Raw genomic sequence first — 20,283 nt, forward strand, 5'->3', positions numbered from 1 at the left:
GGTATAAGAATAAGTCATTTCGCCTCCCTTACATATCGCAATAAGTCGGAACGCCACTCGCTCCTGGCTTATACTAGGGGCATGACCGACCAGCCTTTCGCCGCCTTCGCCCCCGCCATCCGCCAGCCCACCCCGCTGCGCGCCGCGATCACCGCTGCCTATCGCCGAGACGAGGCGGCGGCGATGGCCCCGCTGATCCGCTCCGCCAGCCTGCCGGCCAAGGTTCGCGCGGCGATCGCCGAAACCGCCACCAGCCTCGTCACCACGCTTCGCGCCAACCGCAAGGGCAGCGGCGTGGAAGGACTGGTGCAGGAATATGCGCTCTCCAGCCAGGAGGGCGTGGCGCTCATGTGCCTTGCCGAAGCGCTGCTCCGCATCCCGGACACCGCCACCCGCGACGCGCTCATCCGCGACAAGATCGCCGACGGCGACTGGGGATCGCATCTGGGTGGCGACAAGTCGCTCTTCGTCAACGCCGCCACCTGGGGCCTCGTCGTCACCGGCAAGCTGGTCGGCAGCGTCGATGATCGCGGCCTCACCGCCGCGCTCACCCGCCTCGTCGCCCGCGCGGGCGAGCCGGTCATCCGGCGCGGCGTCGATCTCGCCATGCGGATGATGGGCGAACAGTTCGTCACCGGCGAGACGATCGGCGAAGCGCTCAAGCGCGCCCGCGACATGGAAGCGAAGGGCTTTTCCTACAGCTATGACATGCTGGGCGAGGCCGCGACCACCGCCGCCGACGCCGCGCGCTATTATGCCGATTATGAGAACGCCATCCACGCGATCGGCAAAGCGTCCGGCGGTCGCGGCATCTATGCCGGCCCCGGAATCTCGATCAAGCTCTCCGCCCTCCACCCCCGCTACAGCCGTGCGCAGGCCGGTCGCGTCATGAGCGAACTGCTCCCCGCCGTCAAAAAACTCGCCGCGCTCGCCAAAGGCTATGACATCGGCTTCAACATCGACGCCGAAGAAGCCGACCGGCTCGAACTCTCGCTCGACCTGCTTGAAAGCCTCGCGCTTCACCCCGATCTCGCCGGCTGGAACGGCCTCGGCTTCGTGGTGCAGGCCTATGGCAAGCGCTGCCCCTTCGTCATCGACTGGATCGTGGACCTTGCTCGCCGCGCGAACCGCCGCATCATGGTCCGCCTGGTCAAGGGCGCCTATTGGGATGCGGAGATCAAGCGCGCGCAGGTCGACGGGCTCGAAGGCTTCCCGGTCTATACCCGCAAGCTCCACACCGACATCGCTTACATTGCCTGCGCGCAGAAGCTGCTAGGCGCGCGCGACGCGGTCTTTCCGCAATTCGCCACCCATAATGCCCAGACGCTCGCGACCATCCATCATCTCGCCGGCCCCGATTTCGCAGTCGGCGACTATGAGTTCCAATGCCTGCACGGCATGGGCGAGCCGCTCTACGAGCAGGTGGTCGGCGCGGAAAAGCTGGACCGCCCCTGCCGCATCTATGCGCCGGTCGGCACGCATGAGACTTTGCTCGCCTATCTGGTCCGCCGCCTGCTGGAAAATGGCGCGAACTCCAGCTTCGTCAACCGCATCGCCGATCCCGAAGTGTCCATCGCGGACCTCGTCGCCGACCCGGCCGAGATCGTCCGCGCCATGCCGCATCCCGGCGATCAGCATGACCAGATCGCGCTGCCCGCCGACCTTTATCCCGACCGCCGCAACTCCGCGGGCCTCGACCTCAGCAACGAAGCGACGCTAGCCGACCTCGGTGAATCCCTTCGCTATAGCGCGACGCTGACATGGACCGCCGCGCCGGCAGGCGGGGCAGGGGAGTCTCGCCCCGTCCTCAACCCCGCCGATCATCGCGACATCGTCGGCCATGTCGCCGAAGCCTCGCCCGAACAGGCCCATGCCGCCGCCGCCCGCGCCGCCGCCGCGCGCTGGGCCGATGTGCCCATCGCCGATCGCGCCGCCGCGCTCGATCGCGCCGCCGACGCGATGCAGGCGCGCATGCCGGTCCTCCTCGGCCTCGTCGTCCGCGAAGCCGGCAAATCCCTCCCCAACGCCATCGCCGAAGTGCGCGAAGCGATCGACTTCCTGCGCTATTACGCCGCCCAGGCCCGCGCCACCTTCGGCCCGGCGCAGCGGCCCTTGGGCGTCGTCACCTGCATCTCGCCCTGGAATTTCCCGCTGGCGATCTTCACCGGACAGGTCGCCGCTGCTTTGGTCGCGGGCAACGCCGTCCTCGCCAAGCCCGCCGAGGAAACCCCGCTGATCGCCGCCGAAGCGGTGCGCCTGCTGCACGAAGCGGGCGTCCCAGCCGACGCCCTGCACCTGATCCCCGGTGATGGCCGCATCGGCGCGGCCCTCGTCGCCGCGCCGGAAACGCAGGCGGTGATGTTCACCGGCTCGACCGAGGTCGCCCGCCTCATCCAGAAGCAACTCGCCACCCGCCTCTCGCCCGCCGGCAAGCCGATCCCGCTGATCGCCGAAACCGGCGGCCAGAACGCGATGATCGTGGACAGCAGCGCGCTTGCCGAACAGGTGGTGGCGGACGTTATCGCCTCCGCCTTCGACAGCGCCGGCCAGCGCTGCTCGGCGCTTCGCATCCTCTGCCTTCAGGAGGAAATTGCGGGTCGCACGCTCACGATGCTGAAGGGCGCGCTCGCCGAACTCCGCATCGGCCGCACCGACGCGCTGAAGGTCGATATCGGTCCGGTCATCAGCGCGGAGGCGCGCGACGGCATCAACCGGCACATCGCCGCAATGGAGGCGCTCGGCCGCCGGATCGACCAAAGCCCGCTCCCGCCCCAAGCCGCGCATGGCACCTTCGTGCCCCCCACCATTATCGAGATCGACAGCATCGCCGACCTCGATCGCGAGATATTCGGCCCGGTGCTGCACGTCCTGCGCTTCCGCCGCGAGCGGATGGACGCGCTGGTCGACGCCATCAACGCCACCGGCTACGGCCTGACGTTCGGCCTCCACACCCGCCTCGACGAAACCATCGCGCGCGTGACCGACCGTGTGAAGGTCGGCAACATTTACGTCAACCGCAACGTCATCGGCGCGATCGTGGGGGTTCAGCCCTTCGGCGGCTGCGGCCTGTCGGGTACCGGGCCGAAAGCGGGCGGGCCGCTCTATCTCGGCCGGCTGGTGACTGATCCGCCGCTGTTCGCCGCGCGGGTCAGCCATCTCCGCTCGCCGCTCAGCGCCTTTGCCGACTGGCTCGACGCGCAGGGGGAGGGCGCCGCTGCGGCGGAGGCCCGGCGCATGGGTGACGCCTCCGCGCTCGGTGTCGAGCTGACGCTGCCCGGCCCGGTGGGCGAGCGCAACCTGTATGCGCTGCATCCGCGCGGCCGCATCCTGCTGCGTCCCACCACCCGCCAGGGCCTGTTCCGCCAGATGGCAGCAGTGCTCGCGACGGGAAATATCGCCATGGTGGACGGCATGACCCCGCCGCCCGGCCTGCCGCCGGAAGTCGCCGCCTGCTTCAGCAGCATCCCCGCCGGCCCCTACGCTGCCGCGCTGGTCGAGGGCGATGCGGACCGGATTGTTGCCACGATGCAGGCGGTCGCCGATCTGCCCGGCCCGCTCGTCTCGGTCCACGCCGACGCGCAGGGCTATTGCCTCGACTGGCTGCTGGAGGAACGATCGACCTCGATCAACACCACGGCGGCGGGCGGCAACGCCAGCCTCATGATGATCGGCTAGGCTGGACAATCAACTCCATGCCCAGCGTCTGAATCGCATCGCCACCACCTACCCGACGTGACGATTTTGTGTCATGACCCCTGCGGGGATTTGGGGGGTGTGCGTGAACATAGCCTATGTAGGAAGCTGTTACAGCGAAGAATTCATCAAGCATGTTCTTGATGACGCCGTGCCGCGCTTGCGCTTCTTTCGTGTCAACAGCGTCAGCCTGATGGACGAACAGACCGTCGATCTCGCGGACATGTCGGAGCTGACACCGGAAAGCCGGCGGCACCTGTCCTTCGAAAACCGCAAGAATTTTCGGCAGCGGATGCGCGAGGCCGCGCCTGATCTGCTGGTCGTCGATTTCATCCGCGACATACGATGCGCGCTGCTGACCGACGGCGAGGGCTTTCTGTCCTTCCCCTATGAATTGATTGTTGAGCCACGCACGACAAGAGCAGCTTTCCTGAATCGGCTCGAACTCATTCCCTTCGGCTCGCCCGACTATGTTCGCCTCCATCGACAGGCGCTCAACCGCTTCTGCAATTTCATGAACGAGGTGATGCCGGACTGCCGCGTCTTGGTCCTCAATTTTAAGCCCGCATGGGATTATCGCGGGCGCGCACGCACCCATATCGACTTTCGCGCCGATTTCATGGCGTGGAGCGCGCGCGCCCCGATGCAGGATCTGATGGGTCGATACTGCGCCGAACGCATAAAGGCGGCGACCCTGCTCGACTATGACGGGCCTTTGTGGAGCGACGATCAGTCGAAATATGGCCCGGCCTCGGTCCATTATGCCGCCGCTTGCTGGCGTTTGATGGCGCGTCGGTTCGATCGGGAAAGTCTTTCCTTCACCCCGGCCGAACCGCCCACCGCAGTGGAACTCGGCACCCGGCTGCGGGCGAGTTTCGATGCGTTCGGCGAAGAGGCCGAAGTGTTGGGGGACGGCCGGTGGCGCCGATTGACGCGATCTGGCGCTGACGTGCTGACCGAACTTGTGCCGGTGCTGATCCAGGAGATGCTGCACTGCCATGGCTTCAAGCGGGAACCCACAATAATCGACGCCTATAACGCCTTTTTGTGGCTGTTAGGCCGCCCCCCAGAAGGCATCGAGACGTTGATGGCGCACGCTGCCCTGCCGAACCTTGACGCGCTGCGCCACTGGCTGATGACGTCTGAAGAGTTCCAGGCCGGCTGCCGGGTGATGCTGGAGCGTCCATCAATCAGGGACCAGCCGGCAGGCTGATCCCCCGCGCCGCGTCACCGCCGCACCGCGATCCCGTTCGCGGCGGACAGAACCGCCTTGACCGAAGCGGTTGCTACGTCGCTATCGGTGCCGACGCCGAAGACGGTGCGCCCATCGGGCGTGCGGCATTCGACATAGGCCGCCGCGTTCACGTCGCTGCCCGCGCCGATCGCATGTTCGCTATAGTCCGCAATCTCAAGCTCCACCCCGAACGCCTCGCGCAGCGCCGCCAGCACCGAAGAGAGCAGGCCGTTGCCTCGCCCGGATACGGAGCGCTCAACACCGTCATGCGCGATCTTGCCGGTGAAGATGCGGTCGCCCGCCTGCCCGCCCTCATGATAGTCGATCAGGGCATAGGGCTGTTCGCCGGTTAGGCAATAATGGGCCTCGAACGCCTCGCTTATGTCGGCGGCGTTGAGTTCGCGGCTGCTGCTGTCGGCCAGCGCCTGCACGACCTTGGAAAAGTCCGCCTGCATCCGCTTGGGCAGCTTGTAGCCCTTGTCCTGTTGCAGCACCCAGGCGACGCCGCCCTTGCCGGACTGCGAATTGACGCGGATCACCGCCTCATAGTCGCGGCCCAGATCCTTGGGGTCGATGGGGAGATACGGCACGTTCCATATCTGGTCGTTGCGCGCGTCCTGCGCCGCGAAGCCCTTCTTGATCGCGTCCTGATGGCTGCCGGAAAAGGCGGTGAACACCAGTTCACCGGCGTAGGGGTGGCGCGGATGGACGGGCAGCTGGTTGCAATATTCGACCGTCTGGATGACCTCGTCGATGTCGCTGAAGTCCAGCCCCGGATTGATCCCCTGCGTGTACATGTTGAGCGCCACTGTCACCAGGTCGCAATTGCCGGTACGCTCGCCATTGCCGAACAGGCAGCCCTCGACACGATCCGCGCCCGCCATGATCCCCAGCTCCGCCGCCGCGACGCCGGTGCCGCGATCGTTATGGGTATGCAGCGAGATGACGACGCTGTCGCGCCGCGAAATATTGCGGCAGATCCATTCGATCTGGTCGGCATAGATGTTGGGCGTCGCGCACTCGACCGTGGCGGGCAGATTCAGGATCAGCGGCCGCTCGGGCGTCGGGCGCAGCACTTCCATGACCGCCTCACAGCATTCCAGGCTGAAATCCAGCTCGGCGGTGGAGAAGGTCTCGGGCGAATATTCGAAATGCCAGTCGGTGTCCGGTTGCGCCGCCGCATGGTCGCGCAGCAGCTTGGCGGCGTTGACCGCGATCTCGCGCACCTCATGCCGCTCCATCTGGAACACGATGTTGCGCCACGCCGGCGACACGGCGTTATAGACATGGACGATCGCCTGGCGTGCGCCGCGCAGGCTCTCGAACGTCGTCGCGATCAGGTCCGCGCGCGCCTGCGTCAGCACCTGCGGCATCACATCGTCGGGGATCGCGCCGTCCCTGACCAGCCCCGAAATGAAATCGAACTCGGTCGCGCCCGCGCTCGGAAAACCGACCTCGATCTCCTTGACCCCCACTTTGAGCAGCAGGTCGAAGAAGCGCCGCTTCTTCTCCGCGTTCATCGGATCGATCAGCGACTGGTTGCCGTCGCGCATGTCGGTCGACAGCCAGCGCGGCGGCGCGGTGATGACCTTCGACGGCCATTGCCGGTCGGGCAGGTCCACCTGCGGGAAGGGGCGGTATTTCAGGGACGGTTCGGTCAGCATCATGACTATTCCTGCGCGGCGCGCCTGTCGCGCGTCCGGTGATCGACTTGACTATCTGCAAATGCCCTTAGGCGGATCAACGCTGCCCTTTAGTCGGAAGGCAGCCCAAAAGCCACGCCTAAGGGCGTGTAAGTCGAAGCAGGGTAAGGCGCGCCTGGCTGTCCATCGCCAGCGGCCATAACCGCTTTGCGGGGGGAAGGTAAAGCCGATTTTTGGCCGCTGCCTGTCACGACCGCCGGAAAACCGCGTCGATGCTGAGGTCCACCCGGTCCGCGACGAAAGGCCGGCCGAAGCCCATGCCGAATTTGCTGCGCTCGACGCTCATCGTGCCCATGAAATGCAGCGTTGCGATGCCCGGCGCTTCATCGGGCGTCACCCCCACCAGCCGCACCGACAGGGTGGTGGGCAGGGTCTGGCCGTGCATCGTCAGCCGCCCGGCGATCCGCGTCTCGCTTTCGGTCCCGGCGAGCGGCGCATTTTCGGCGGTGAACCGCACCGTGGGATAGCGCTCCATGTCGAAGAAGCTGCCCCCCTTCAGCATCGCGTCGGTCGATGCGTCGCCCGTGGTCATCTTCCCGACCGGAAAGACGATGTCGATGGCGGCGCGGTCGGGCGTGGCGGGATCGATCGTCACCGCCCCTTCGGGCGCGCGGAAATCGCCCTCATATTTGCCGACCAGCGCCTTCACATGGAAATGCACCCGGGTCGCGTCGGCGTCCACGGCGTAGCGGCCCGGCTGATAGAGGCCGGTCCCCGTCGCCGCCGGCGCGAGCAGCATGACGCAGATCAGCGTCATCGCCCGCGCCGGCGCGCGCATCTTATTGCTTCTCGAAGCCGGCAATCACCTTCAGCTCGATCGCGTCGCCGACGATCGGAACGCCATAGCCCATGCCGAACTCGCTGCGCTTGATCGTGCCGGTGGCGACGAAGCCGATATTCTCCTTCTTGCTCATCGGCTGCACACCCGCGCCGTAGAATTCGGCGTCCAGCGTGACCGGCTTGGTGACGCCGTGCAGGGTCAGGTTGCCGGTGATCTCCGCCCCGGTCGCGCCCTCGGGCTTGACGCTGGTCGATACGAAGGTCGCGGTCGGGAATTTTGCCGCGTCGAAGAAGTCGGGCTTCATCAGATGCTCGTCCAGCTTGGCGACGCCGGTGCGCAGGTTCGCGATCTGGAACGTCACCTCGACCTTGCTGTTGGCGGGGTTCGCCTTGTCCAGCGTCAGCGTGCCGGTCGGCTCGGCGATCGTGCCGGCATTGTTGGTGAAGCCCATATGATCCCAGGCGAAGACGACCTGGGTATGGCCGCCATCGACCTTGTAGCTGCCGCCGGTGACCTTGGCCGGGTCTTTCGCGCCGGGCGCTGCGGTCGGCATCTGCGCGACGAGAGCGGAACCGCCCGCAATGGCAATCAGGGCGGCGGCGGGGATGAGGAACTTCTTCATGGGGCAAGACTCTCCGAAATGCTCAAGGGGCGCTGGCACAATAAGCAGCGCTCCCCGATCAATCCAGAGGCCTGAAGGCGAACGGATCGTTTCGCTAAATGGTCGATCCGCTCGGCTCAGCCGCCCGGCTCGTTCATCGGTATGTCCATGTCCGCCAATGCCAGCCGCAGCAACTCCATCATTGCGGCGCGCGCGGCGGCGGTATCGCGCGCGGCGATGGCGGCGAAGACGGCGCGATGGTCGGGCAGGGGATCGCGCGGCATCATCTGCTTGCGATGCTTGAAGGTCGTGGTCCAGCTCACCGCCGCCCCGACCGAACTCGCCAAAGCGGCGAGCGCGTCATTATGCGTGGCGGCGAGCACCGCATGGTGGAAACGCTGGTCGGCGGCGCGCCCATCGGAACTGGACAGCCCATGCCGGCCCATCTCCGCCAGCGCCGCCTCCATGACGCCAAGCTGCTCGTCGGTCCGCCGCCGCGCCGCGAACTCCGCCGCCGCCGGCTCGATCACGCCGCGCAGCTCGAACAGGTCACGGATGAAATCGGCGTCGGGTTCGCCCGCGAACATCCAGGCGAGCATTTCGGGGTCCAGCACGTTCCAGCGGGATCGCGGCAGCACGCGGGTGCCTGCCTTGGGCCGGCTCTCCAGCATCCCCTTGGCGATCAGGATGCGCACCGCCTCGCGATAGGCGGTGCGCGACACGCCCAGCCGCTCCGACGCCTCGATCTCGCCCTCGAACAGGTCGCCGGGCTTGTGCCGGCCGGTCAGGATCGCGGTGCCCAGGTCGCGGGCGATCGCCTGGTGGATGCGGAGCGCGCTCTCCTCGCCTGGCCTGTCCGCGCTCCCCATCGTCCCCGCTCCGTTGGTTAATCCTCGAACAATGCCGTAGGACAATGCCGCCCGCAAAGAAAGGCGTCGGCCACGATCCGCAACGGCGCGAGGTCCACGTCGATGCGCCGCTCCGCCACCAGCCCCACGAAGCGCCGATACATGGCCGGATATTCTTCGTCCGGCGCTTTCAGCTGCACGTCGCCATCAAGCCGCAGCGTGTTGCCGCCCTCCGACAGCAGCAGACTGCCTTGGTCAGTCTCGACCGCGATGTCCCAGGTCTGCGGCCCGGTCTGCCGCCAGTCGAACACGGCCTCCACCGCCGCGCCCGAAGCGGTCGCCATTTTGAGGCTAGCCCCGATCGGCGCCTGCTTGTTCTCCGGCACTTCCAGCTCTGCCGACAGCAGCATCACCGCCTCGGGCACGATCTCGGTCAGGATCGACAAAGCGTTGATCCCCGGATCGAACACGCCGAAGCCGCCCGGCTCCCAGATCCAGGGCTGGCCCGGATGCCAGTGGCGCACATCCTCGCGCCACTGGATGTCGATGCTGCGGATCGTCCGCTCGGCGATCCACGCCTTCGCCTGAGCGACCGCCGCGGCATAACGGCTGTGCCAGCTCGCATAGAGCGTGACGTTATTCGCCTGCGCCAGCGCCACCAGCGCCTCCACCTCGGTCACGGTCGCGCCCGGCGGCTTTTCGAGGAAGACATGCTTCCCCGCCAATATCGCCTGCCGCGCCGCCGCATAGCGCACCTGCGGCGGCTGGCAGAGGATGACGGCGTCGAGGTCACTCTCGCCCGCCAGCATCGCGTCGAGATCGGGGTAGTTGTTCACCCCGTCTCCTCGCGCATTGCGGCTGGCGACCGCGACCAGCTCGATGCCGTCGATCTTTCCGATCGCGGGCAGGTGCTGGTCGCGCGCGATCTTGCCGAGGCCGACGAGCCCTGCCCGGATCGTCATGCGGCGCAGTCCAGCTTGCCCTCAATCCGGCGGGTCAGCCCCCAGGGGTTTGCCTCCTGCAACGCCGGCGGCAGCAGCGCGTCGGGCACGTCCTGATAGCAGACCGGCCGCAGGAAGCGCATCATCGCCAGCGTCCCGACCGAGGTCGAGCGGCCATCGGCGGTCGAGGGGAAGGGGCCGCCATGGACCATGGCGTGCGTCACCTCGACGCCGGTGGGCCAGCCGTTGGTCAGGATGCGCCCGACCTTGCGGCTCAGCGTCGGCAGCAGCGCGGCGGCGTGCGCCTCGTCGCCCGATCCGATCTGGAGCGTCGCGGTTAGCTGACCTTCCAGCCCCGCGATGGTCGCGATCACTTCCTCGATGCTGCCGCAGCGGATGAGGACCGACGACGATCCGAACACCTCTTCCGCCAGAACCGGATTGCTCTCGAAGGTCGCCCGGTCGGTGGCGAAGAACGCCGCCTGGCCCCGGTTCACGCCCTCCGGCTCGGTGCCGCGCGCGACCGTTGTCACGCCATCCGCACCGACCAGCGCCGCGACGCCCTTCTCATAGGCCTGGTGGATGCCCGGCGTCAGCATGACCTGCGGCGCGGCGCCCGACAGCGCCTGCGCCGCCGACGCGACGAATGTGTCGAGGTCCGGCCCGTCGAGCGCGATGACGAGGCCGGGGTTGGTGCAGAACTGCCCCGACCCCATGGTCAGCGACGCGACGAAACCAGCGCCCAGCGCCTCGGCCCGGTCCTTGAGCGCGCCCGGCAGCAGCACCACCGGGTTAATCGAGGACATTTCAGCATAGACCGGGATCGGCTCCTTGCGCTCGGCCGCGATCTTCATCAGCGCGGTGCCGCCGCCGCGCGACCCGGTGAAGCCCACCGCCTTGATGCGATGGTCCGCGACCAGCGCGCCACCGAGCGAGCGGTCCGCGCCCGGCAGGTAGGAAAAGACGCCTTCGGGCAGGCCGCAGCTCGCGACCGCCGCCTGGATCGCGCGCGCGACCAGCTCGCCGGTGCCGGGGTGGGCGCTATGCCCCTTGACGATCACCGGCGAACCGGCGGCGAAGGCCGATGCCGTATCGCCGCCCGCGACCGAGAAGGCGAGCGGGAAGTTGGACGCGCCGAACACCGCGACCGGGCCGACCGAATGGTTGACGCGGCGCAGGTCCGCGCGCGGCAGCGGCGCGCGATCGGGCATCGCCCGGTCGATCGTCGCATCGAGCCAGTCGCCGAGCCGCACATAGGAGGCGAACAGGCGCAGCTGTCCCACCGTGCGGCCGCGCTCGCCCTCCAGCCGGGGGCGGGGCAGGCCGGTCTCGGCCATGGCGGTTTCGATCAGCAGGTCGCCAATCCCCATGATATTGTCGGCGACCGTCTCCAGAAAGGTCGCGCGCGCGTCGGGCGACAGGGTGGAGAAAGTCTCGAACGCCGCCTCGGCGAGCGCAGCGGCCTCTTCGACCTCGGCGGGCATGGCGCTCGAAAAAGCGACCTCGCCCTTTTCGCCCGTCGCCGGGTTGATCGCGTGGAAAGGGGTGCCGCTATGGCGCTCGCTCGCGCCGATAAGGATGGCTCCGTTGAACATGGCAGTCTCCTGATGATGTCGGGAAGAAGGCGGGGTCGGGGCACCAGATGGCCCGCCCTGAACCGCCTTTCAATGGCATTTACGGTAGCGCTATCAATGATTGTCGCGGGGCAGGCCCTTGGTCTGCGCGATCCGCTGATATTTCTCCGCACCCTCCAGAATAGCGCCGGTGCTGAGCTGGCCGACGACCGATCGCTGGATCTCCTGCCAGGGGGTCTGCGAGGCGGGATATTGGAACCCGCCCGCCGCCACCAGAGCCGCGCGCCGCGCCTCCAGTTCCTCGTCGGAAATCAGCACGTTGACGACCCCGGCCTTCAGGTCCATCCGCACCCGGTCGCCATCCTTGAGCAGCGCAAGCCCGCCCATCGCCGCCGCTTCGGGCGAGGCGTTGAGGATGGAGGGGCTTCCGCTCGTGCCCGACTGGCGGCCGTCGCCGATGCAGGGCAGGGCATGGACGCCTTCGGTGATGAGATAGGCGGGCGGCCGCATGTTGACGACCTCGGCCGCGCCGGGATAGCCGATCGGCCCCGCGCCGCGCATGAACAGCAGCGTGTCGGGCGTGATGCCGGTCGCCGGATCGTCGATCTTTGCATGATAATCCTCCGGCCCGTCGAACACGATCGCCGGCCCCTCGAAGGCTTCGGGATCGTCGGGGTTGGACAGATAACGCTGGCGGAACTCCTCGCTGATGACGCTGGTCTTCATCACCGCCGCGTCGAACAGATTGCCCGACAGCACCAGGAAGCCCGCCTCTTCCTTCAGCGGCTGGGTGAACGGACGGATGACCTTCTCGTCCTCGATGGCGACGCCCCGGCAATTCTCGCCCATGGTCTTGCCGTTGACCGTCATGGCGTTTTCGCGGATCAGCCCATGCTCGATCAGCTGTCCGATCACGGCGGGCAGGCCGCCGGCGCGGTAATAATCCTCGCCCAGATATTCGCCCGCCGGCTGCATGTTGACCAACAGCGGCACCTTATGCCCCACCGTCTCCCAATCCTTGAGCGGCAGGTCAACGCCCATATGGCGGGCGATCGCAGCGAGGTGGATCGGCGCATTGGTCGACCCGCCGATCGCCGAGTTGGCGACGATCGCATTGTGGAAGGCGTCCAGCGTCATGATGTCGGAGGGTTTCAGATCCTCATGCACCATCTCGACGATGCGCTTGCCGGTGCGGTAGGCCGCTTCCTGCCGGTCGCGATAGGGGGCGGGGATCGCCGCGCTGCCCGGCAGCATCATGCCCAGCGCTTCGGCCAGCGCGTTCATCGTGCTGGCGGTGCCCATCGTGTTGCAGAAGCCGGTCGAGGGCGCCGACGACGCAACGAGCTTGATGAAGCCCTCATCGTCGATCTGCCCGGCGGCGAGCAGCTGGCGCGCATGCCAGACGATCGTGCCCGATCCCGTCCGCTCGCCCTTGAACCAGCCATTGAGCATCGGCCCGACCGACAGGGCGATGGCGGGGATGTTGACGGTCGCCGCCGCCATCAGCAGCGCCGGCGTCGTCTTGTCGCAGCCGGTGGTCAGGATGACGCCGTCGAGCGGATAGCCGTATAGCGCTTCCACCAGCGCCAGATAGGTGAGGTTGCGGTCCAGCCCGGCGGTCGGACGTTTGCCGGTCTCCTGGATCGGATGGCACGGAAATTCGATCGCGATGCCGCCCATCTCGCGAATGCCCTCGCGCATCCGCTCGGCGAGCGCGATATGGTGGCGGTTGCAGGGGCTGAGGTCGCTGCCCGTCTGGGCGATGCCGATGATCGGCTTGCCGCTCCGCAATTCCTCCAGGCTCAGCCCGAAATTCAGGTAGCGCTCCAGATAGAGCGCCGTCATGTCGATATTATCGGGATTGTCGAACCAGGCGCGGCTGCGCAGTTTCGGGGCGGGGGTGGAGCTATCGGTCATCGGGCATCCTGATGCAGAGAAACGGCGCGCGCCTTGACGCGCTCACCTCGCTGATATACTCATACAAATAACATTTCAAGGACCAGATGTGGCCGCATATCAAGTGATCGGGGACTGGGGGACGAGCCGGCTGCGGTTGTTCCGGGTGGAGGGCGAGACCATTGTCGCCCGGCTTCAGGGGCCGGGGATCGGTACAGTCGGAAGCGGCGCGGAGGCCGCTTTCGCCGAGACGATCGCGCCCTGGCTGGACGACGGCCTGCCCGCTTCCGTCACCCTGTGCGGCATGGCCGGCGCGCGCGACGGCTGGGTCGAAGCGCCCTATGCCGATTGCCCCGCCGACGCCGCCGTCTGGCGCACGGCGGCGACGCGGTTCGACTGGCGCGGCGTCCCGGTCACCATCCTCGCCGGCCTCGCCTGCACCGACGAGGAGGGTGTCCCAGACGTCATGCGCGGCGAGGAAGCGCAGATATTCGGCGCGCTCGCCCACGATCCCGCGCTGGCGCAGGGCCGGCATCTGCTTCTCCTCCCCGGCACCCACAATAAATGGGCCTGGGTGGAGGACGGCCGCATCACCGCTTTCCGCACCGTGCCCACAGGCGAGCTGTTCGCCCTGCTGCGCGACCGCTCCACCCTCGGCCCGCGCGGCGCGCCGGTCGATCCGGCGGACGAAGCGGCGGGGTTCGCCGAAGGGCTCGCCCGCGCGACCGCCGATCAGCTGTTCCACTCGCTGTTCGCTTCGCGCGCGATGCAGCTGCGCGCCGGCCGCTCGCCCGGCTGGGCGGCGGGCTATCTGTCGGGGCTGCTGATCGGCGGAGAAGTCGCGCAGATGCTCGCCCATATGGCCCCAACCGAAGAGGCGCTGCTGATCGGCGACGCGCGGCTTTGCGGCCTTTATGCCCAAGCGCTGGCCGGGCACGCTGTCCGCGCCGCGCATAGGGATGGCGACGCCTGCGTGCTGGCGGGCCTGGGCTTTACGGGAGAAATCAATCCATGACCCTCGATCAGCTGTTGACGGAAGGCGCGCCGCCCGTCTGCGCCATCCTGCGCGGCCTCCGCCCCGACGAAGCGATCGACGTCGGACAAGCGCTGATCGACGCCGGCATCCGCATCCTCGAAGTCCCGTTCAACTCGCCCGATCCGCTCGTCAGCATCGCCGCGATGCAGGCGGCGTTCGGCGATGTGGCGCTGGTCGGCGGCGGCACGGTGCTGAGCGTCGCGGCGGTCGAGGCGCTCCACGAGGCGGGCGGGCGCATCATGGTCACGCCCAACACCGACCCCGCCGTCATCGCGCGCGGCGCGGCACTGGGCTTGGAACTGCTCCCCGGCTTCATGACCCCTACCGAAGCCTTCGCCGCCGTCGCGGCGGGCGCGCGCCGCATCAAGCTCTTCCCCGCCGCCCGTCTCGGCGGCGCTTATGTGAAGGCGGTGAAGGACGTGCTGCCGGCCCATGTCGGTGTCTGGGCGGTCGGCGGCACCGGCGCGGACTCGATCGCCGACTGGCTCGCCGCCGGCTGCGAGGGCATCGGTGTCGGCGGCGCTCTCTTCAAGCCTGGCGACGACGCCGCAACCGTCCGGACACGCGCCCGCGAGATCGTGGCAGCCTGGCGGGCGACGAAGGGCTGAGCGCTCAGCCCGCCCGCGCTACCGTCCCGTCCCGGTCCAGCAGTTCGCGCACCTTGGCGGCCAGCTCGGTATAGCTGAAGGGCTTGGGCAGAAGGTCCACGCCCGGGTCCAGCCGGCCATGATGCACGATCGCGTCGCGGGCATAGCCGGTGGTGAACAGGGTCCGCAGCCCCGGCCAGCGCTCCCGCGCGGCGCTGGCGAGGTCGGCGCCGGTCATCCCGCCCGGCAGCACCACGTCGGTGAAGAGCAGATCGACCCCGCCATCCACCGCTTCCAAAGCCGCCAGCGCCGCCGGCCCGTCGCTCGCCGGCACGACATGATAGCCCAGGTCGCGCAGCACCTCGACCGAATAGGCGCGGACATTGTCGTCATCCTCGCACAGCAGGATGGTCTCGCGCCCGCCCGCCGCCTCGTCCGTCGCCCCGTCCGCCTCATCCTCATTCGCCGCGACCACGCCCTGATGCCGCGGCAGATAAAGCTGCACGCTCGTTCCTGCCCCCGGCTCGGACTGGACGCGCATATGCCCGCCCGACTGCTTGATGAAGCCATAGACCATCGACAGGCCAAGGCCCGTGCCGCGCCCTACGTCCTTGGTGGTGAAAAAGGGTTCGATGGCGCGGGCGAGGGTGGCCGGGTCCATGCCTTCGCCCGTGTCCGACACGGCGATCAGCACATAGGGGCCGGGCGTGACATCTTCGCCCCGCGCGGTGCTGTCCGGCTCGATCCGGCTGTTCGCGACCTCGATCGTCAGCTTGCCGCCGCCCGGCATCGCATCGCGCGCATTGACCGCCAGATTGAGCAGCGCATTCTCCATCTGGTTGACGTCCACCTCGATCGGCCAGGCGTCCGGCGTCGCGACCGTATGCACCGCGATCGTTTCGCCCAGCGTGCGGTGGAGCAGGTCGGACATGCCCGCCACCAGCCGGTCGGGGTTGATCGCGCGTGGCGCAAGCGGCTGCCGGCGCGAGAAGGCGAGCAGCCGCTGCGTCAGCACCGCTGCGCGCTCGGCCCCCGCCGCCGCGCGCTCGACCATGCGCCGCAGCTTCCGGTCGCCGGGCGGCAGCGCCCGTTCGAGCAGGTCGAGATTGCCGGTGACGATCTGAAGCAGATTGTTGAAATCATGCGCGATCCCGCCGGTGAGCTGCCCCAGGGTCTCCATCTTCTGCGCCTGCCGCAGCGCCGCTTCCGCCTCCGCCAGCCTCCGCGCGTCCGCCCGCTGCTCGGTCACGTCGCGCGCGACGCAGTAGACGAGGTCGCCCTCGGGCACGGCGGTCCAGCTGAAGGTGCGATAGTCGCCGCTTTTGGTGCGAAACCGATTGTCGAACCGCATCACCGGATCGCCCCCCGCCAGCTGCGCGATTCGCGCGCGGGTCGCCGCCACATCGTCGGGATGCTCCATCCATTGCGATGTCCGCCCGACCAGTTCGGCCTCGCTCCACCCCAATATGTCGGTCCAGGCCGGGCTGGCGGCCAGCCAGCAGCCCGCCGCGTCCGCAATGACGAAGGGATCGCGCGCCAGCGCCCAGAGCCGGTTGCGGTCCGCCAGCATCGCCCGCTCGGCCAGCACCCGCTTCGTCGTTTCGCTGACGATGCACAGCACCCCGCCGATCGTCCCGTCGGCCTCGAACACCGGCGAATAGCTGATGTCGAAATAGACGTCCTCGCCTCGTCCGCCGTCCCGCTCGATATAGAAGGGCCGGTCCTTGGCATGGATCGTCTCGCCGCTGTCGAGCACGGATCGCAGCAGCGGCCCCAGATCGTCCCACAATTCCGCCCAGCCTTCGCACGCCGGCCGCCCGAGCGCGCCGGGATGCTTGTCCCCGATCGTGGGCGCATAGGCTTCGTTATAGAGCGCGCAGAGGTCCGGCCCCCAGAAGAGCACGATCTCCGCCCTGGACGACAGCATCAGGCGCACAGTGGAGACCAAGGCGGGCGACCAGCCATTGACCGGGCCAAGCGGCGAGGGCGCATCGATCGCCGCGGTCAGCGCGCCCAGCGCCCCTTGCGTTGCGATCATCGCAGCCGTGCCGCTCGGCCCCGTCATCATCGAACACCTATATTGTAAGGACTTGGGTCAGATACGTCCCCCCGGCCATTTGGTTTCATGGGCAGGGTGATAGCGCGACCATCGATCACCCGCCGTAACGACTTGAAACGGGCCGCTTTCGGGCGCATGGGTCCGCGCATGATCGCGCCTTCCCAGTCCGCCCGCCCCCGCCCGGCCGCGATCGGCCGCTGGCTGCTCGGCGTCGCTTTCCTCGTCTTCTGCATGGTCGTGGTGGGGGGCATCACCCGCCTCACCGAATCGGGCCTGTCGATCACCCAGTGGAAACCGATCACCGGCGCGATCCCGCCCTTGACCCACGATCAATGGATGGCGGCCTTCCGCGACTATCAGCAGATCCCCGAATATCGGGAGATCAACCGGGGCATGAGCCTTGCCGATTTCCAGTTCATCTTCTTCTGGGAATGGGTCCATCGCTTGCTCGGCCGGCTGATCGGCCTCGCCTTCGCGCTGCCCTTGGTCTGGTTCGCCTGGAAACGGGCGATCCCCGCCGGCTATGGCCCGCGCCTCGTCGCGCTGCTGGCGCTCGGCGGATTGCAGGGCGCGATCGGCTGGTGGATGGTGAAATCGGGCCTGTCGGTCCGCACCGATGTCAGCCACTACCGGCTCGCTGTGCATCTGCTGACCGCGCTCTTCATCATGGGCGGGCTCATCTGGACTGCGCTCGACCTGTTCGCGCTCGCGCGCAACCCGCAGGCAAGGCCTGCCCGCCTGCGCCCCTTCGCGCTCGTCGTGCTGCTCCTGCTGCTGGTCCAGCTCATGCTCGGCGCGTTCACCGCCGGGCTGGACGCGGGCTATGTGTCGAGCACATGGCCGCTGATGAACGATCATCTGGTGCCCGAAGGGATCGACTGGACGAACTCGCTCTGGGCGACGCTGTCGAGCGATCCCTATCTCGTCCACTTCCTCCATCGCTGGTGGGCCTGGGTCGCGGCGGCGGGGCTGTTCATGCTGGCGGTCCGCGCCAAGCGGGCAGGGCGGCGGGGCGCCTCCATCGCCATCCATGCCAGCGTCGGCACGCAGATCATCCTCGGCATCGCCACGGTGCTGAGCGGCATCGCTCTGCCGCTCGCGGTGCTGCACCAGGCGGTCGGCGCGCTCGTGGTCGCCGCCGCCGCCTGGGGCGCGCACGGCATCGGCGCGCAGCGGGCATGAGGGCCGCGCTGGCGTTCGCAGCCCCCGCCGCGCTCATCGCATTTGCCCATCCGGCCGCAGCCGAAAGCCTCACCATCCCCTTCGCGCCGCCGATCGACCAGGCCTTCACCTACCGCATCGAGCAGCATCGCCCCGTCGATGGCAAAAGCGCGCGTTTCGCCTCGGTCCGCGACCTCCGTTTCGCGCGCGCGGGAGACAAGGAGGGTGGGGGCTATCTGCTGATCGCCACCCTTCGAGAGATCGACAGCGACGCCGCCGAACATCGCGCCGCCCCCTATCGCGCCGCCATGGCGCCGCTCATCGGCCTGGAGCTGCGCTTCCGCATGGACGCGCAGGGCCGCATCATTGGTCTCGACGATGCGGAAGCCGTCTGGACGAAGGTGCGTGCCGGCGTCGATTCGATGCTTGCCGGCTTCCCGCCCGACAGCGATCGCCATCGCGCGGCGAAGAATGTCCAGGCGCTCTTCGCCGCGCTCGCGCCCGAAGCCCGGCTGGCGCTGCTCGCCGGCGAGTTTCAGCCGCTCTTCCTCTTCGCCGGCGTCAGCGTCGAGGACGGGGCAGGGCGTCAGCTTCGTACCCAGGCCGGATCGCCGCTCGGCCGGCCGGTCCCGGTCGAGGGCGCGGTGCGGCTGGCGGGGCGAAATGGCGAAGTGCTCGACCTGGCCGAGGATTTGCAGGGGGAGGGGGTGACGGTCGCAATCCGCTACCGCCTGTCGCGCACCTCCGGCCTTGTCGAAAGCCAGACGCGCAACCTCAGCGTCGGCGGCGACACGCTCACCGAACATCGCACCCTCATGCCCGCCAGCTAGGCGAAGGTATTATTTTACCCGTCAGCAAAGCCGCGCCTGCTCTTGACTTGGGCTGCCTCACCCGTCATTAGCGCCCCACTTCCGGGTGCCCGCAACGGCGCCCGGTTTCCTTTTTCATTCTGGAGAATTGGCACCATGAAGGCGCTGATGAAGACCACCAAGCCGGCGACCCCGGCCACGGTCGAAAAGAAGTGGATCCTGATCGACGCGGAAGGTCTTGTCGTCGGCCGCCTCGCCTCGACCGTCGCGAATATCCTGCGCGGCAAGCACAAGCCGAGCTTTACCCCCCATGTCGATTGCGGTGACAATGTCATCATCATCAACGCGGCGAAGGTGAAGTTCACCGGCCGCAAGCTGACCGACAAGGTCTATTACAAGCATACCGGCTATGCCGGCGGCATCAAGGAAACGACGCCCGCCAAGATCCTGGAAGGCCGCTTCCCCGAGCGCGTCCTGGAAAAGGCCGTCGAGCGCATGATCCCCCGTGGCCCGCTCGGCCGCCAGCAGATGCGCAACCTGCGCATCTTCGCCGGCGCCGACCATGTCCACGAAGCCCAGAACCCGCAAGTGCTCGATTTCGCGTCGCGCAACCGCAAGAACAAGGTGGGTGCATAATGTCCGATAACCGTCAGTCCCTGTCCGACCTCGCGTCGCTGACCGCCAACGCGCCTGCTCCGGCCGCTGCGCCCGTCGAAGCCGGCGAAGCGCCTGCCACGCCGGTCCAGCCCTCGGCTCCCCTGCGCGCGCAGGAAATCGACAGCCTCGGCCGCGCTTACGCCACCGGCCGCCGCAAGGATGCGGTCGCCCGCGTCTGGGTCAAGCCCGGCACCGGCAAGATCACCGTCAACGGCCGCGATCAGGAAATCTACTTCGCCCGTCCGACCCTGCGCCTCGTCATCAACCAGCCCTTCGGCGTCACCGATCGCGTGGGCCAGTATGACGTTATCTGCACCGTCAAGGGCGGCGGCCTCTCGGGCCAGGCCGGCGCGGTCAAGCATGGCATCGCCCAGGCGCTCAGCAAATATGAGCCGGCGCTGCGCAGCGCGGTCAAGGCCGAAGGCTTCCTGACCCGCGACCCGCGCGTCGTCGAACGCAAGAAGTACGGCAAGGCGAAGGCCCGCCGCAGCTTCCAGTTCTCGAAGCGCTGATCGTTTCGACATCGCTACGAAAAGGGGCCGGTCATCGGCCCCTTTTTTATGCGATTTAGCTGTCCCACTCGCTGTTCGCTTAAGCCTCCTCCGTTCGTTTCGAGCGTGTCGAGAAACGCGCGCGCCGCGCTTCTCGACTGGGCTCGAAGCGAACGGCGGTCAGTGCATTGACCAAACCAACAGCTTGTTCC

Annotated in this window: 16 protein-coding genes; 8 read left to right on the plus strand and 8 right to left on the minus strand. The window is 67.7% G+C overall.

The window, feature by feature from the left end:
• Nucleotides 1-81 precede the first annotated feature (81 nt).
• Nucleotides 82-3,675 carry a trifunctional transcriptional regulator/proline dehydrogenase/L-glutamate gamma-semialdehyde dehydrogenase gene (gene putA / locus V2B31_RS08225; RefSeq protein ID WP_328277291.1) on the plus strand — a complete coding sequence of 1,198 codons (3,594 nt, stop codon included), beginning with the start codon at nucleotides 82-84 and terminating at the stop codon, nucleotides 3,673-3,675.
• 103 nt (nucleotides 3,676-3,778) lie between these two features.
• Entirely contained in the window at nucleotides 3,779-4,906 is a 1,128-nt protein-coding gene (locus V2B31_RS08230; RefSeq protein ID WP_328277293.1) for a DUF6270 domain-containing protein, read from the plus strand.
• A 14-nt stretch (nucleotides 4,907-4,920) separates the two neighbouring features.
• Here V2B31_RS08230 and leuA read toward each other — a convergent pair whose 3' ends face one another.
• From leuA to V2B31_RS08265, 7 genes are all read right to left on the minus strand, one after another.
• Nucleotides 4,921-6,594 carry a 2-isopropylmalate synthase gene (leuA, locus tag V2B31_RS08235; RefSeq protein WP_328277295.1) on the minus strand — a complete coding sequence of 558 codons (1,674 nt, stop codon included), beginning with the start codon at nucleotides 6,592-6,594 and terminating at the stop codon, nucleotides 4,921-4,923.
• Nucleotides 6,595-6,817: 223 nt separating this feature from the next.
• Complete coding sequence (locus tag V2B31_RS08240) at nucleotides 6,818-7,408, minus strand: YceI family protein (RefSeq protein WP_328277297.1); 591 nt, start codon at nucleotides 7,406-7,408, stop codon at nucleotides 6,818-6,820.
• Between the two features lies 1 nt (nucleotide 7,409).
• The gene (locus V2B31_RS08245; protein WP_328277299.1) at nucleotides 7,410-8,033 is read right to left on the minus strand and encodes a YceI family protein; all 624 of its coding nucleotides are present in this window, start codon (nucleotides 8,031-8,033) and stop codon (nucleotides 7,410-7,412) included.
• 116 nt (nucleotides 8,034-8,149) lie between these two features.
• Nucleotides 8,150-8,881: a FadR/GntR family transcriptional regulator gene (locus V2B31_RS08250; RefSeq protein ID WP_328277301.1), complete on the minus strand. Its 732-nt coding sequence runs from the start codon at nucleotides 8,879-8,881 to the stop codon at nucleotides 8,150-8,152.
• A gap of 17 nt (nucleotides 8,882-8,898) precedes the next feature.
• Nucleotides 8,899-9,822: a Gfo/Idh/MocA family protein gene (locus V2B31_RS08255; protein WP_328277303.1), complete on the minus strand. Its 924-nt coding sequence runs from the start codon at nucleotides 9,820-9,822 to the stop codon at nucleotides 8,899-8,901.
• On the minus strand, nucleotides 9,819-11,396 hold the full coding sequence (locus tag V2B31_RS08260) for an aldehyde dehydrogenase (NADP(+)) (RefSeq protein WP_328277305.1): 1,578 nt from the start codon (nucleotides 11,394-11,396) through the stop codon (nucleotides 9,819-9,821). Before V2B31_RS08260 ends, V2B31_RS08255 begins: the two co-directional genes overlap by 4 nt.
• 93 nt (nucleotides 11,397-11,489) lie before the next feature.
• Nucleotides 11,490-13,292, minus strand: coding sequence for an IlvD/Edd family dehydratase (locus V2B31_RS08265; RefSeq protein ID WP_328277307.1), 1,803 nt, complete (start codon nucleotides 13,290-13,292; stop codon nucleotides 11,490-11,492).
• Nucleotides 13,293-13,380: 88 nt separating this feature from the next.
• Here V2B31_RS08265 and V2B31_RS08270 point away from each other — a divergent pair, with 88 nt between their 5' ends.
• On the plus strand, nucleotides 13,381-14,286 hold the full coding sequence (locus tag V2B31_RS08270; protein WP_328277309.1) for a 2-dehydro-3-deoxygalactonokinase: 906 nt from the start codon (nucleotides 13,381-13,383) through the stop codon (nucleotides 14,284-14,286).
• Nucleotides 14,283-14,915 (plus strand): 2-dehydro-3-deoxy-6-phosphogalactonate aldolase, encoded by a 633-nt coding sequence (locus V2B31_RS08275; protein ID WP_328277310.1) that lies wholly within the window; start codon nucleotides 14,283-14,285, stop codon nucleotides 14,913-14,915. Before V2B31_RS08270 ends, V2B31_RS08275 begins: the two co-directional genes overlap by 4 nt.
• A 4-nt stretch (nucleotides 14,916-14,919) precedes the next feature.
• Here the strand turns inward: V2B31_RS08275 and V2B31_RS08280 are convergent, their stop codons facing one another.
• A complete protein-coding gene (locus tag V2B31_RS08280; RefSeq protein WP_328277311.1) occupies nucleotides 14,920-16,962 on the minus strand; it encodes a hybrid sensor histidine kinase/response regulator in 2,043 nt (680 codons plus the stop codon).
• A 138-nt stretch (nucleotides 16,963-17,100) separates the two neighbouring features.
• Between V2B31_RS08280 and V2B31_RS08285 the strand changes: the two genes are divergently transcribed.
• From V2B31_RS08285 to rpsI, 4 genes are all read left to right on the plus strand, one after another.
• Entirely contained in the window at nucleotides 17,101-18,135 is a 1,035-nt protein-coding gene (locus tag V2B31_RS08285; RefSeq protein ID WP_328277312.1) for a COX15/CtaA family protein, read from the plus strand.
• Nucleotides 18,132-18,944 carry a hypothetical protein gene (locus V2B31_RS08290; protein WP_328277313.1) on the plus strand — a complete coding sequence of 271 codons (813 nt, stop codon included), beginning with the start codon at nucleotides 18,132-18,134 and terminating at the stop codon, nucleotides 18,942-18,944. Before V2B31_RS08285 ends, V2B31_RS08290 begins: the two co-directional genes overlap by 4 nt.
• Before the next feature lie 135 nt (nucleotides 18,945-19,079).
• Nucleotides 19,080-19,559: a 50S ribosomal protein L13 gene (gene rplM / locus V2B31_RS08295; RefSeq protein WP_328277314.1), complete on the plus strand. Its 480-nt coding sequence runs from the start codon at nucleotides 19,080-19,082 to the stop codon at nucleotides 19,557-19,559.
• Complete coding sequence (gene rpsI, locus V2B31_RS08300; RefSeq protein ID WP_328277315.1) at nucleotides 19,559-20,092, plus strand: 30S ribosomal protein S9; 534 nt, start codon at nucleotides 19,559-19,561, stop codon at nucleotides 20,090-20,092. The genes rplM and rpsI overlap by 1 nt, the downstream gene beginning before the upstream one ends.
• Nucleotides 20,093-20,283 lie beyond the last annotated feature (191 nt).

It is taken from the genome of Sphingobium sp. (assembly GCF_036170395.1).
In the GTDB taxonomy this organism is placed as follows: domain Bacteria; phylum Pseudomonadota; class Alphaproteobacteria; order Sphingomonadales; family Sphingomonadaceae; genus Sphingobium.

Excerpts from the sequence above, each read along its gene's own strand:
- putA (WP_328277291.1), top strand. The coding sequence starts at position 82 with ATGACCGACCAGCCTTTCGCCGCCTTCGCCCCCGCCATCCGCCAGCCC.
- leuA (WP_328277295.1), bottom strand. The coding sequence starts at position 6,594 with ATGATGCTGACCGAACCGTCCCTGAAATACCGCCCCTTCCCGCAGGTG.
- V2B31_RS08240 (WP_328277297.1), bottom strand. The coding sequence starts at position 7,408 with ATGCGCGCGCCGGCGCGGGCGATGACGCTGATCTGCGTCATGCTGCTC.
- V2B31_RS08245 (WP_328277299.1), bottom strand. The coding sequence starts at position 8,033 with ATGAAGAAGTTCCTCATCCCCGCCGCCGCCCTGATTGCCATTGCGGGC.
- V2B31_RS08250 (WP_328277301.1), bottom strand. The coding sequence starts at position 8,881 with ATGGGGAGCGCGGACAGGCCAGGCGAGGAGAGCGCGCTCCGCATCCAC.
- V2B31_RS08255 (WP_328277303.1), bottom strand. The coding sequence starts at position 9,822 with ATGACGATCCGGGCAGGGCTCGTCGGCCTCGGCAAGATCGCGCGCGAC.
- V2B31_RS08260 (WP_328277305.1), bottom strand. The coding sequence starts at position 11,396 with ATGTTCAACGGAGCCATCCTTATCGGCGCGAGCGAGCGCCATAGCGGC.
- V2B31_RS08265 (WP_328277307.1), bottom strand. The coding sequence starts at position 13,292 with ATGACCGATAGCTCCACCCCCGCCCCGAAACTGCGCAGCCGCGCCTGG.
- V2B31_RS08275 (WP_328277310.1), top strand. The coding sequence starts at position 14,283 with ATGACCCTCGATCAGCTGTTGACGGAAGGCGCGCCGCCCGTCTGCGCC.
- V2B31_RS08280 (WP_328277311.1), bottom strand. The coding sequence starts at position 16,962 with ATGATGACGGGGCCGAGCGGCACGGCTGCGATGATCGCAACGCAAGGG.
- V2B31_RS08285 (WP_328277312.1), top strand. The coding sequence starts at position 17,101 with ATGATCGCGCCTTCCCAGTCCGCCCGCCCCCGCCCGGCCGCGATCGGC.
- V2B31_RS08290 (WP_328277313.1), top strand. The coding sequence starts at position 18,132 with ATGAGGGCCGCGCTGGCGTTCGCAGCCCCCGCCGCGCTCATCGCATTT.
- rplM (WP_328277314.1), top strand. The coding sequence starts at position 19,080 with ATGAAGGCGCTGATGAAGACCACCAAGCCGGCGACCCCGGCCACGGTC.
- rpsI (WP_328277315.1), top strand. The coding sequence starts at position 19,559 with ATGTCCGATAACCGTCAGTCCCTGTCCGACCTCGCGTCGCTGACCGCC.